At 45.6% G+C, this 12,415-nt stretch carries 11 protein-coding genes; 9 read left to right on the forward strand and 2 right to left on the reverse strand.

From position 1 onward, the window contains the following. The first annotated feature begins 14 nt into the window (after window positions 1–14). From ACL934_RS08040 to ACL934_RS08065, 6 genes are all read left to right on the forward strand, one after another. Window positions 15–3,158: a TAT-variant-translocated molybdopterin oxidoreductase gene (locus ACL934_RS08040; protein WP_413613300.1), complete on the forward strand. Its 3,144-nt coding sequence runs from the start codon at window positions 15–17 to the stop codon at window positions 3,156–3,158. Then, a complete protein-coding gene (nrfD, locus tag ACL934_RS08045; RefSeq protein ID WP_374079708.1) occupies window positions 3,155–4,516 on the forward strand; it encodes an NrfD/PsrC family molybdoenzyme membrane anchor subunit in 1,362 nt (453 codons plus the stop codon). Before ACL934_RS08040 ends, nrfD begins: the two co-directional genes overlap by 4 nt. Continuing rightward, on the forward strand, window positions 4,516–5,037 hold the full coding sequence (locus ACL934_RS08050; protein ID WP_374079710.1) for a DUF3341 domain-containing protein: 522 nt from the start codon (window positions 4,516–4,518) through the stop codon (window positions 5,035–5,037). The genes nrfD and ACL934_RS08050 overlap by 1 nt, the downstream gene beginning before the upstream one ends. 2 nt (window positions 5,038–5,039) lie before the next feature. Further along, entirely contained in the window at window positions 5,040–5,618 is a 579-nt protein-coding gene (locus tag ACL934_RS08055; RefSeq protein WP_374079712.1) for a c-type cytochrome, read from the forward strand. Between the two features lie 8 nt (window positions 5,619–5,626). After that, the gene (locus ACL934_RS08060) at window positions 5,627–6,826 is read left to right on the forward strand and encodes a molybdopterin oxidoreductase (RefSeq protein WP_374079713.1); all 1,200 of its coding nucleotides are present in this window, start codon (window positions 5,627–5,629) and stop codon (window positions 6,824–6,826) included. A 164-nt stretch (window positions 6,827–6,990) separates the two neighbouring features. Next, window positions 6,991–7,464 (forward strand): GNAT family N-acetyltransferase, encoded by a 474-nt coding sequence (locus ACL934_RS08065; protein ID WP_374079716.1) that lies wholly within the window; start codon window positions 6,991–6,993, stop codon window positions 7,462–7,464. Here the strand turns inward: ACL934_RS08065 and ACL934_RS08070 are convergent. Continuing rightward, window positions 7,461–8,387 (reverse strand): universal stress protein, encoded by a 927-nt coding sequence (locus ACL934_RS08070; RefSeq protein WP_374079719.1) that lies wholly within the window; start codon window positions 8,385–8,387, stop codon window positions 7,461–7,463. The two genes, ACL934_RS08065 and ACL934_RS08070, sit on opposite strands and share 4 nt — an antisense overlap. Window positions 8,388–8,532: 145 nt before the next feature. Between ACL934_RS08070 and ACL934_RS08075 the strand changes: the two genes are divergently transcribed. After that, window positions 8,533–9,084, forward strand: coding sequence for a hypothetical protein (locus ACL934_RS08075; protein ID WP_374079721.1), 552 nt, complete (start codon window positions 8,533–8,535; stop codon window positions 9,082–9,084). Window positions 9,085–9,122: 38 nt separating this feature from the next. On the opposite strand, the gene ACL934_RS08080 is transcribed toward ACL934_RS08075, so the two are convergent. After that, the gene (locus ACL934_RS08080; RefSeq protein ID WP_374079723.1) at window positions 9,123–9,452 is read right to left on the reverse strand and encodes a hypothetical protein; all 330 of its coding nucleotides are present in this window, start codon (window positions 9,450–9,452) and stop codon (window positions 9,123–9,125) included. 302 nt (window positions 9,453–9,754) lie between these two features. Here ACL934_RS08080 and ACL934_RS08085 point away from each other — a divergent pair, with 302 nt between their 5' ends. Next, window positions 9,755–10,306, forward strand: coding sequence for a PilZ domain-containing protein (locus ACL934_RS08085; RefSeq protein ID WP_374079724.1), 552 nt, complete (start codon window positions 9,755–9,757; stop codon window positions 10,304–10,306). Window positions 10,307–10,412: 106 nt separating this feature from the next. Further along, window positions 10,413–12,377: a threonine--tRNA ligase gene (gene thrS / locus ACL934_RS08090; RefSeq protein WP_374079725.1), complete on the forward strand. Its 1,965-nt coding sequence runs from the start codon at window positions 10,413–10,415 to the stop codon at window positions 12,375–12,377. The last annotated feature ends 38 nt before the right edge of the window (window positions 12,378–12,415 follow it).

A 12,415-nucleotide genomic window follows, 5' to 3' on the forward strand; every position in this document is an offset into this window, starting at 1 on the left:
TTTCGGAAGGTACCATGTCTGAAATGCATCACGATCATGATGAAAATGAATTAGCAATGAAGAAAGCGCTTCGTCCACAAGTCGAGCGCGACAACAAGTACTGGCTAAGCCTTGAGCAATGGAAAAACGATCCAGAGTTCATGAAAATGGCTGAGACAGAATTTCAATCGTCTCCTCTTCGCGAGAAAGACGATGAAGGCGGTTGGGCCCGTCGTGAGTTCCTAAAACTCATGGGTGCCTCTATCGCGATGGCGTCTGCAGGTTGCATCCGTCGTCCGGTACAAAAAATCGTTCCTTACAACAAACAACCTGAAGAAGTGACTTTGGGAGTAGCGAATTACTACTCTTCCGCTTTCTTTGATGGTTCTGATGGACTCGGTGTTCTTGTTAAAACACGCGAAGGCCGTCCTATTAAAATTGAAGCCAATCCGGGCCACCCATTCAGCATCTCTGGTTTGAGCATTCGTTCTCAAGCTTCTCTTTTGAAGATGTACGACCCTGAGAGACTCAAAGGTCCTCAGCGCAACCTTTTCAACGAGAAGAAATCAAACAGCCAAGTTGTTGATGTTAAGTGGGAAGAGCTAGATAAAAAAGTTGTAGAACAACTTAAAAAAGGCGACGTCGTTCTTTTGACAGGAACGATTGCTTCTCCTGCGACTCGTGCTGTGATTGGCGACTTCGCACAAGGTTTCAAAGCGAAACAAGTTGTGTGGGAAGCATTCTCGAATGAAGAAGTTCGTGAAGGTCAAAAAGCTTCTTACGGTGATGACGTAGTCCCAGCTTATCGTTTCGATAAAGCAAAAATGATCGTGTCTATCGACGCGGACTTCTTGGGAACTTGGATCTCTCCAACAGCATTCACGAATCAATTCGTGAATGGCCGTAAAGACATCAAAAACATGAATCGTTTGGTGTCTTTTGATTCTAACTATTCTTTGACTGGTGCAAATGCGGACATCCGCATGAGAATCAAACCTTCGCAACAATTGGATGTTGTGATGGGTCTTCTTCACGAAATCATCGTGAAAAAAGGTGCTTCTGCATATGCGGGCAATGCTTCTGTCAAAGCGGCGTTGGCGCCATTTGCAGACACAGCGAAAAAATTGGGTGTTGAACCTGAATTGTTCGCGAAAGTAGCCGCAGACCTTCTTGCTAACAAAGGTGAATCTTTGGTTGTAGCAGGTGGTATCCAAACAATGACGGCGAAGTCAAAAGAGCTTCAAGTGGCTGTGAACTTCTTGAACTCTGTTTTGGATAACGACGGAAAAACAGTGGATGCTAAAGGCGGAAACTCTGCTTTGAAAGCATCTTACGAAGACATGGCCGCTCTTATTAAAGACATGGCTGCTGGCAAAGTAAAAACTTTGGTGATTCACGGTGTGAACCCAGCGTTTGTTTTGCCTGCTGAAATGGGCTTTGCAGATGCTGCTAAAAAAGTTGAGATGGTTGTTTATACTGGTGACCGTATCGATGAAACAGGTATCTACGCAGACTACATCACTCCAGACAACCACGCGTTGGAATCTTGGAATGATGCTGAATTGGCAAACGGTGTTTACACGATCTGCCAACCTGCGATCCGTCCTATGTATGACACTCGTTCGTTCCAACTTTCTTTGATGACTTGGGCTTACATGGCGAACATGGGTCCTCAGCGTCTTAGAGATTACGAGACATTCTATGACTACTTGAGAGTTTTCTGGAAATCAGACATTGCTCCCAAAGTAGGTAAAGGAAAAGACTTCGAAGATTTCTGGCAAGAAACTCTTCAAAAAGGTTACGCAGGTCAATTGAACGGCGGTTCTTCATCTCGTTCATTCAAAGTAGATGCTTTCACATCTATCAAACCTGCGGCGGCTTCTGAAGGTCTTGAACTTGTTCTTTATCCAACGTCACAAATGGGCGATGGTTCTTTGAACAACGTGGCTTGGTTGCATGAACTTCCAGATCCAGTCACAAAAGCTGTTTGGGACAACTACATCAGTGTTTCTTTGGCGGCGGCTGAAAAGCACGGCTTGAAGCAAAACACAGTCGTTGAATTAACAGTGGGTGATAAGAAGATCGAACTTCCTATCTTGATCCAACCAGGTCTTCATGACGATGTTATGGCGATCGCTGTTGGTTTCGGTCGCACTCGCGTCGGTAAAGTAGGTAACGGCATTGGTAAAAATGCCTTTGCTCTAGCGACTGCAAAAGACGGCAAAATGATCTTTGCGGGTCAAAAAGTAGAATTCAAAAAACTTTCTAAAAAGTATGAAATTGCGATCACGCAAGGTCATCACTCTATGGAAGGTCGTAACATCGTTGCGGAAGCAACTTTGAAAGACTACAACAAGAAAAAAGACGCCGGCATCCACAAGCACCACACTTGGTCTATCTGGTCTGGCCACGAATACAGTGGTCACAAGTGGGGTATGGCTGTTGATCTTCACACTTGCACAGGCTGTTCTTCTTGCGTGATTGCATGTCAATCCGAGAACAACACTCCAGTGGTAGGTAAGCAGTACGTGATCGAAGGCCGTGAAATGCACTGGATCCGTATTGACCGTTACTACACTGGCAACCCGGCTGATGCTGAAGCGGTTTTCCAACCGGTTATGTGTCAACACTGTGACAACGCTCCTTGCGAAACTGTTTGTCCGGTTCTTGCGACTGTTCACTCTGATGAAGGTCTCAATGACATGGTTTACAACCGTTGCGTAGGAACTCGTTACTGCGCGAATAACTGTCCTTACAAAGTTCGTCGTTTCAACTGGTTCAACTATGCGAAACAAATCGAAAAGCCATTGCACATGGCTCTGAATCCTTCTGTGGGTGTTCGTACTCGCGGGGTGATGGAGAAATGTACATTCTGCGTTCAAAGAATTCAGGATGCGAAAACTGTGGCTCGCAATGAAAAACGTCAGTTGAAAGACGGCGATGTGAAAGTAGCCTGCCAAACTGCATGTCCTGCAGGTGGTATCGTATTCGGTGACTTGAATGACCCGAATTCAGAAGTGGCTAAGATCTTTAAAACAGAAGAACGTGCTTACGCTCTTCTTGAAGAATGGCATGCGGCACCTTCCGTGCGCTACCTTTCTAAGATCCGTAACAATGATAAAGAATCAACTGGTGGCCACAACGGTCACGGTACTGCAAAACAAGGTGAGCACTCATGATGAAGCGTAGCCCATTAGTCCTTGGCAATAAGACTTTAAAAGATGTGACAGATGATATCTGTGCACCGGTGGAAAGATTCCCATCCAAAGGTTGGGTGGGATTGTTCCTGGGTGCGAAGACGTTGTTGTTGTTCTACATCGGTATCCTCGCATCCGTCGTCGGCGTTGGTATCGGTCTCCTCGGGGTGAATGCTCCGGTATTCTGGGGAACGATGATCGTGACGTTCGTATTCTGGATCGGTATCGGTCACGCCGGTACATTGATCTCTGCGGTTCTTTTCTTGTTCCGTCAAAAATGGAGAACATCCGTTGCCCGCACTGCGGAAGCAATGACGGTCTTCGCCGTTATGACAGCAGGTCTTTTTCCGCTACTACACACAGGTCGTCCTTGGTTGGATTACTGGTTGTTTCCGTATCCAAATCAACGTGGACCCTTGTGGGTGAACTTCCGTTCGCCACTTCTCTGGGACGTTTTCGCCGTATCAACATACGCGACAGTTTCCATGGTGTTCTGGTACATCGGTTTGGTTCCTGACTTTGCAACTATCAAAGACCGTGCGAAAAACAAACTTCGCAGAACTGTTTACGGTGCGCTTTCTTTGGGATGGCGTGGAACTGCTAAGAACTGGTCACACTATGAAATGGTGTACTTGATCCTTGCAGGTCTTTCTACTCCACTCGTTCTTTCAGTTCATACGATCGTCTCTTTCGACTTCGCGGTTTCTAACTTGCCAGGTTGGCATACAACGATCTTCCCTCCATACTTCGTTGCCGGTGCGATCTTCTCCGGTTTCGCGATGGTTGTGACGTTGATGACATTGGTACGTATCGGTTTCCCTGAATTCAAAAACTACGTAACTCTAGACCATATGGAAGTGATGAATAAGATCATCATGACAACAGGTATGCTAGTTGGTTACGCCTACGCCTCTGAGTTCTTTATCGCTTGGTACTCTGGCAACCAATACGAGCGCTTCGTGTTCGTCAACCGTGCGTTCGGTCCTTACGGTTGGTCTTATTGGTGTATGGTGACTTGTAACGTATTGATCCCGCAATTGTTCTGGTTCAAGAAAATGCGTCGTTCAATCCCAGTGATGTTCGTTGTTTCTATCTTCGTAAACATCGGTATGTGGTTTGAGCGTTTCGTGATCACTGTGACATCTCTTCACCGTGACTTCTTGCCATCAAGCTGGGGTATGTACGCTTGGTCATGGTTCGATACTGGGGTTCTTGTCGGATCCTTCGGTATGTTCCTGACGTTGTTCTTGTTGTATCTACGTTTGTTCCCTGCGGTTTCTATCGCGGAAGTGAAGCCCGTGCTCCATGTTGGTTACGATGAAAAAGGAGGGCACCACTAATGGCTAAATATACAAAAGGTATTGCTGGTATCTGGGAAGAAGAACATTTGATTTTGAAAGCCGCTCGCAAAACTCGCGAATCGGGCTTCACAAAGTTTGAAGTGATCTCTGCTTATCCTATTCATGGTATGGAAGAAGCTTGCGGAATCAAAAGATCTTGGATTCCTTATGTGACTTTCACTGCAGGTGTTGTTGGTTTGACAGCAGGTCTTCTTTTGACTTGGTGGACTTCGGCAGTGAACTGGGCCGTGAATGTCGGTGGTAAACCGTTCTTCTCTTTGCCTGCGTTCATTCCTATCATGTTCGAATTGACGATCTTGTTTGCCGCTCTTTCTTCGGTAGGAGCTTTGTTCTATGCGTGCAAAATCCCACGCATTGATCCTCCTAGCATTGATCCTGATTTGAGCTCTCATAAATTCGCGGTTTTCATTCCGTTCAATGACACGGGTTATGATGAATCAAGAATTGAAAAGATGTTCAAAGAGCTTGGCGCAACTGAAGTGAAAAAGACGGAGTACTAAAGATGAGAAGCCTTGTGAATTTATCCATGGGTGTAGCAGCAGCAGGCTTGGCAGCTCTAGCATTGTCTAGCTGCGGTCCTCGCGGTAACAAACCCAATGTAGAAATCATCCAAGACATGATGGAGTCTCCGGCGATCAAAGCTCAGGAGTACGACGAAACATCTCCACACCACAGCGGAATGAGAGTTCCACCTGAAGGCACAGCTCCTGTGGGCTTTGAGCCTTACAGATACACGACTGATGTTGAAGGTGCGGCGAAAAATTTGAAAAACCCTTATGCTGGTAAAATGGACGAAGAGACTTTACTCGTAGGTCAAAAATACTACGAAACAAACTGCGCTGTTTGTCATGGTTATAAAGGTGAGGGCGGAGTTGAGGCGAAATCTTCTGTTTCTGAGAAGATGGCGTTGAAACCACCTTCAATGCTCACTGATAAAATCAAAGGCTGGCCAGATGGACACCTTTATCACGTGATCACTGTGGGGCAGGGTGTGATGGGTCCTTACGCTTCTCACATTCCACAAAAATATCGTTGGCAAGTTGTTAACTACATTCGCTTCCTAGAGAAGCAATCTAAGTAGGTTTTGGTATGGGCGAACACAATCACGTAAATCTACACGTATCTAAATTTGAAGCTCCAGCGAAGTTGAAAACGATCAGTTTTGCATTGATTGCAATCGGTCTTTTGACTTTCGTTGTTGGTTTGATGAAAAGTCCAGAGCGTCTTTGGACTTCTTACCTTGTAGCTTTCTTCTTCTTCTCTGCAATGGCGGTGAGCGGACTTTTCTGGGTTGCTATTAATAACGTAGCAAAAGCGGGCTGGTCTGTGACAATTCGTCGTTACGCTGAAGCGACAACGGCTTTCATTCCAGCGATCTTGATCGGTGGTTTATTGCTGCTTGTTGGTTTTAAGCATCTTTACCCTTGGGCAAACCCTGAGGTTGTTGCTGAAAACCCAGTGATCGCAGCTAAAACAGGTTATTTGAACTCAGGCTTCTTCGTTGTGCGTTTGTTTATCTTCGCCATCGGTTGCATGATCTTCAGATGGGTGATGGTTGGAAACTCTTTGAAACAAGATCAAACGGGTGATCAGAACCTAACAAATAAGAACGTGTCTCCAGCAGTTGGTTTCATCGTATTCTTCGCGTTGGCGTTCTCTTTCTTCAGCGTTGATTTGTTGATGTCACTTCTTCCAACTTGGTACTCAACAATCTTCGGGATCTATACTTTCGCTGGTATGTTCCAAGCGGGTATGGCGTTCCTTGCGATTGTGATCGTGTTGATGAGACGCGGTGGCTTCGTAAAAGGTTATGTCACTGAAGAACACCAACATGACGTTGTAAAATACCTTAAAGGTTTCTCAATCTTCTGGGCTTACATTGCGTTCTCTCAGTTCATGTTGATTTGGTACGCGAACTTACCAGAGGAAACAGAGTACTATATCATGAGAGCACAAGGTGGATGGATGGGCATTTCTATGGCTCTTCTGATCTTCCGCTTCGTTGTTCCTTTCTTGGCATTGCTTCCTCGCGGAGCGAAGAGAAACGACAACCACGTTATCCTGGTGTCTGTTCTTGTTCTCATCATGCAATACGTAGACATCTACTGGATGGTGTATCCTAACTTCTTTGATGGTCATGTGACTTTTGGCTTCTGGGAAATCGGTATCTTTGCTGGATTTGCCGGATTGTTCTTGCTGACTATCATGTCTTTCTGGAGCAAACACAGTTTGGTTCCTTTGAAAGATCCAAGAATTCACGAAGCAATCAATCACCACGTTGCTTACTAAATACGAGGGTCCGGCTTTGCTGGCAGTGGGGTCCCGCCGCTAGCAAAACGCTCAGACAGTCCTCGCGCGAAGGGGAGCCATCTTGGCTTCCCTTTTTCTTTTTTCAAAAGGTACGGACTTACTTTTGGTAGCGCGGTTGCGTTATTGGTTGGTATTGTGGATGTATGGAAGTTGTTCTTAAGGAGCCTACATTAAGTGAATTGATTGTTTTGCATGACTCTTATTTTGAGTCGGGGGAGCCGGATGCTCCATTGTCGCGGTTTTCTGAGATGTCTGAAGTGGAGCAGAAGGCGGCTTTGATTCAGTTTGCTCCGGAGTTTCATTTTGCGGCTTGGGTTGATCGGGATCTTATTGGGTTTGTTGGGATTTATCCTGATGAAGAATTTAATAATGTGGGCGTTTTTTATCTTATTCATCCTTCCTTTCGTGGGAAGGGGTGTTTCTCCTCTTTATTGACGGCTTTGGTTGAGCATTGTCGTAAGCGCTATCCAAAGTACAAATTCATTCGGGCTCTGACTCGTGCAGAAAATGTGGCTTCGGTTCGGGGACTTTTACGGGCTTCCTTTCTTCGTAAAGGGGAGTGTATCGAAGAGCTTCATATTTCTGTGACTTATGACGAATATCTTCTGCCTATTTAGGATTTGGATCTCACTACGAGGACTGGAAGTGGTGAGATTTGAATGACTTTTCTGGCGGTACTTCCCAGAAACGCTTTCATCATTTTATCCGAGTGGGTTCCCATTACGACGAGATGGTAGCCTTGACGGAGTTTTGTTTGAAAAGTTTTTTCCAAAGTCTCTTCTTTGGTGGCTGTCTCTGAGGAAACTTTCACGCCTTCTTGCGCCCATTGGTGCTCTTTCTTTTTCAATGAATTTTGTGCATCCAAAGCCATATCCGTGAATGTTTCTTCCATATCAAAAGGAATGTAACCCGATCCGTAAAGACTCTGTCGGGTGCGACGGATTTGGTCCCCGACAGAATGAAGCAGAGTGACTTTGCAGTCTAACTCTTTGCAGAATTTAAGGGCCCATTTTTCGGCGGGCGCGCTGCTGTCTGCAAGATCCGTTAAAAAGAGAACTTTAAATTTTCCATCTATTTTAAAATTCCGACGCTTTTCTTGAGCGGCGGGGCCCAAAATCAGAACGGGGAGAGAGGCATTTCTTAATACTTCCTCTGCAACACTGCCTAAAAACATTTTCTTCAGACCTTTTTTACCGTGAGTGCCCATAACAATCAGTGAGATATTTTCCGACGAGTTTACACGATGAAGAATTTCTTCAGCGGGCGATCCAGACATGATTTTTACGCGGCCTTTGATTTTGGCTTTCGCAAATTGCTGCAGAATCGACGTCTCGATAGCGTCGTAAGTTTCTAATAATGCACCGATCTGCTTCTTTTTAAAAAGTCCGGGAGTGAGGTTTTTGACATACAAAAGCTCCACGTCCATTTTTAATTTCTGTGCGAACTCCAAGGCAATATCACGAATCAGACGTGAGCGCAGGCGGCCCGCCGTTGTTCTTTCAGCTAAGTCATCCGGGATAAGAATGGATTTCGTCGCCATAAAGAACTCCTTTGTGCTTGGGACTTTATTATAACAAGCTTCAGGTCGGGCTCTAGGGGAAGATCATTGTATTTTGACTCCACCCCCAACGAGCTGTTGAGGTTCGTTCCTTTCATTTGGAGCATTAAGAAAGGGGGAGGGACTTATGCGTATCTTCGTTTCAAGTTTTTTTATCCTTTTGATTCTGATGTCCGTAGAAAGTTTAGGAGCTCCGTCGAATCACGAAAAAGTAAAAAAATTGGTGGATTCTTACTATACAAACTCCGGCGTATGGCAGGTCTTGCTGGCGCCTCAGCAGCCACGACCTCGTCCGCTTCCAGATCCTCCGGAAAGTGAAAACCCTCCGGCTCCGGGACGACCGCCAAACCGTCCTCCCAATTGTCCTCCCACAAATTTTCCCAGCAATTGTGTCGAAGCTGTTTGTCAGCAAATGAGTCGCTTTGAATGTGATGATCGGGATGATCTTATGGAGGTCACTCGGGAATGTCGTAACGTGAACGGGGACTGTGTGCGCAGTGTTTGCAGTCGCATGAGTCGCTTTGCTTGCGATGAAAAGGTCGAGGTTTTTGAGGTCACCGATATGTGCCGGGGACTTTACGATGCCTCTTGTATTGACTACGTCTGTTCGCGCATTTCGCGTTTTGAATGTGATGAGATCAATGAACTCAAAGAAATCGCACGTCAATGTCAGCAATAACCAAAGTGCCTGGGTGTGGTCCAGGCACCGTTTAAAAACTATTTCGACATTTGATCTTGAGTGTCTTTCATCGTGTCGACGGCAGAGTCTTTGCCTTCTTCCATACGATGTTTGGCTTTTTTAGCAGCACATTCCACATCGCCTTCCATGCAGACAGCTTCCTGAGCTCTGTGCATACCTTTCTTAGCCGTGCGTTTGGCTTTGCGAGCGGCTTTTTTGGATTCCACTTTTGCTTTAGATCCCATCTCTTTGGCTTTTTCAGTAGTGTCTTCGATTCCCTGATCCACCTTTTCTCCAACGGTTTCTTCAGCATGAGAGAAAGAGGCAAAAGCGAGCAACGTCACAAGAGTCATAAAAAAATGTTTCATGTTTTCTCCTAAATAAAATTTGTAGATTGATGCTCCTTTGTATTTTAGCTCTGGTAAATCAGTTATTTAGCAATGTTGTTTAAAGCTTTCTTTACGCCTGTCCACGATCTTGACGATGAAATGCTCTATACTTGAGAAGGGCTTGGGCTTCAGCTTTGCAATGGAAGTCCTCTATGCATATAGCACCTGTAAGGGACCTCGTTTTTCTCAGTTCGAGTCACTCTTTGCCGTCTTATCTCCAGGGTGTCCGTGGAGTGCGATGGCATTTTACTCAGAGCCCAGAAGAGTTAAAGCAGTACCTTATGACCCAACAAGGAGAGATCTTCGTGATTGTACGAGTGGAAAATCTGACTCAGCGTTTGGTTCAAGCCTTCCTCAATTGGGGGAAACTCAATGTAAAGCTGTCTTTTATCTTTATTGCCCAAACTATTGAAAAAACAGCGCAACAGGTCGCTTTTGCAAACACTCAAATGCTCTTTCTTTTTGAATCCGAAGCGCCTCGTATCGCGGATCTTGTGACTCGTCGCCTCCTGGGGTTGGCAGTGAAAAGCCGCAAGCAAGAACGTATCACCGTGCAATCCCAAGTGATGTTAAAGAAGTCCGTTTTTGCCGAAGAGTCTCCGACCGGTCGTGGGGTCCAGTTTCTCCGCGAGGGGCAAATGCAGGATTTCTCTAAAGGCGGGGCGCAGATCTCCATTGGACAAGGGCAGGTCAAAATTAAGGACTTTATCAGCCTGATGTATCAGAACCGTCATGGCCAATGGGTGTCCGTCGAATCCCAAGTACGCTGGGTTGTGTCGACTGCGGCGGGAGACCAGATTATAGGTGTGCAATTTCTTGCTGTGAGTGCTTGACCCCGAGCGGCTACGGGACTACTACTTATGTGATGCAAATGCATAATTCTTCATCACATTTTCTAACTATTTCTTACTCCGGCATGACCGGAGTGCACGCAAGCTAATGTCACAAATTACAATCGTTCTGCCGGATAATTCTACCAAGGTGTTTGACCATGAACCCACGGCGCTTGAAGTAGCGCAGTCTATTGGCCCTCGTTTGGCTAAAGAGACATTGGGAGTTCATATCAACGGAGCTTCAGAAATTTCTGATTTCCGTACTCCACTGAAAGATCAAACCAAGATCGCACTTGTTACAACCAAGAGTCCTGAGTCCGTGGAAGTGATCCGTCACTCTTGCGCGCACATCATGGCTCAAGCCGTTCAAGAAATTTGGTCGGAAGTGAAAGTGACCATTGGTCCCGTGATCGAAAATGGTTTCTATTACGACTTCGATTCTCCGTTTGCTTTCACAGAAGAGCACTTCGAAAAAATCGAAAAGAAAATGGCCGAGATCGTTGCCAAAGATCTTCCGATTCATAGAGAGAACTGGCCGATCGCGAAAGCAATTGAAACGTTCAAAAAAATGAACGAGCGTTTTAAAGTTGAATTGATCGAAGACTTGGCTGCTAAAGGCGAAACAGTTGTCGGTATTTATTTTAACGGAGAAGGTTGGTTTGACCTTTGTCGTGGACCGCACATCCAAAGCACAGGCCAAATCAAGGCGTTCAAACTTCTTTCAGTGGCGGGAGCTTACTGGAGAGGTGACGAAAAGAATGCGCAACTTCAGCGTGTCTACGCAACAGCTTTCAATGACAAAAAAGATCTTGATCTTTATTTGCACAATATTGAAGAAGCAAAAAAGCGTGACCACCGTAAACTAGGTAAGGAACTTGGACTTTTCCATTTCAACGAACTAGCTCCGGGATCTCCTTTCTTTACTGGAAAGGGCGCGACAGTTTACACAGAACTTCAAACGTTCTTGCGTGAATTGTATTTTGAAACGGGCTACCAGGAAGTGATCACGCCGCAGATCTTTGACGTGAATTTGTTCCACACTTCAGGTCACTATCAGAACTACAAAGAAAACATGTTCTTCACGAAAGTGGACGAGCGTGATTTTGCTTCAAAACCGATGAACTGTCCTTCACATTGCTTGTTGTTCAACTCCGATAAATATTCTTATCGTGATTTGCCAATCAAGATGGCGGACTTCGGTCGTTTGCACCGCTATGAAAAATCGGGTGCCATGCACGGTTTGACTCGTGTTCGTACGTTCTGTCAGGACGACGCTCACATCTTCTGCCGTATGGATCAGCTTCAAGAGGAAATCGCGAAGTTCATGAACTTGCTCAACCGCGTTTACGATAAACTGGGTATGAGCAATTACAAAATCTATCTCTCCACTCGTCCAGACAACCGCATGGGCAGTGAACAGTACTGGGATATGGCCGAAGGCGCTTTGGCAGAGGCTTTGAATTCTTTGAATTTGCCATTCACTTTGAACCCGGGCGATGGTGCGTTCTACGGACCAAAGTTGGATATCATGTTCGTGGATGCTTTGAATCGTCCTTGGCAGCTCGGCACATTGCAAGTCGATCCGAATTTGCCAGAAGCTTTTGATTTGAAGTACACGGGCGAAGACAACAAGGAGCACCGTCCGATCATGCTTCATCGCGCGATCTTGGGTTCTTTGGAGCGCTTCATTGGCGTTTATATTGAACACACGGCAGGTCATTTACCGCCATGGTTGTGTCCAACTCAAGTAGCGATCTTGAACGTTACGGACCGAGTGAACACATTCTGTGAAGATTTGATGAAACTTCTCAAAGAGAACAAAGTTCGTGTTGAATTTGACCGCCGTAATGAGAAGCTAAACTATAAGATCCGCGAGGCTCAGCTTCAGAAGGTTCCTTACATGATTATCGTAGGGGATAAAGAGGCCGAGACGAAGACAGTTTCTTTGCGCTTAAGAGACGGTTCTGAGCACAAAGGCATGACTGTGGATCAATTAATGAAAACGATTTTAGACGATATTAAAACAAGACAATTGCAGTCTTCACTTGCGAAGTCTGCAACGACTAACTAGAACCCTGGAGGTTTCCCATTAGCAAGTTCGAAGGTAAT

Source organism: Bdellovibrio sp. HCB-110 (assembly GCF_047323225.1).
Lineage (GTDB): Bacteria > Bdellovibrionota > Bdellovibrionia > Bdellovibrionales > Bdellovibrionaceae > Bdellovibrio.

Coding starts and splice junctions, on each gene's coding strand:
- ACL934_RS08040 (WP_413613300.1), top strand. CDS start 15: ATGTCTGAAATGCATCACGATCATGATGAAAATGAATTAGCAATGAAG.
- nrfD (WP_374079708.1), top strand. CDS start 3,155: ATGATGAAGCGTAGCCCATTAGTCCTTGGCAATAAGACTTTAAAAGAT.
- ACL934_RS08050 (WP_374079710.1), top strand. CDS start 4,516: ATGGCTAAATATACAAAAGGTATTGCTGGTATCTGGGAAGAAGAACAT.
- ACL934_RS08055 (WP_374079712.1), top strand. CDS start 5,040: ATGAGAAGCCTTGTGAATTTATCCATGGGTGTAGCAGCAGCAGGCTTG.
- ACL934_RS08060 (WP_374079713.1), top strand. CDS start 5,627: ATGGGCGAACACAATCACGTAAATCTACACGTATCTAAATTTGAAGCT.
- ACL934_RS08065 (WP_374079716.1), top strand. CDS start 6,991: ATGGAAGTTGTTCTTAAGGAGCCTACATTAAGTGAATTGATTGTTTTG.
- ACL934_RS08070 (WP_374079719.1), bottom strand. CDS start 8,387: ATGGCGACGAAATCCATTCTTATCCCGGATGACTTAGCTGAAAGAACA.
- ACL934_RS08075 (WP_374079721.1), top strand. CDS start 8,533: ATGCGTATCTTCGTTTCAAGTTTTTTTATCCTTTTGATTCTGATGTCC.
- ACL934_RS08080 (WP_374079723.1), bottom strand. CDS start 9,452: ATGAAACATTTTTTTATGACTCTTGTGACGTTGCTCGCTTTTGCCTCT.
- ACL934_RS08085 (WP_374079724.1), top strand. CDS start 9,755: ATGACCCAACAAGGAGAGATCTTCGTGATTGTACGAGTGGAAAATCTG.
- thrS (WP_374079725.1), top strand. CDS start 10,413: ATGTCACAAATTACAATCGTTCTGCCGGATAATTCTACCAAGGTGTTT.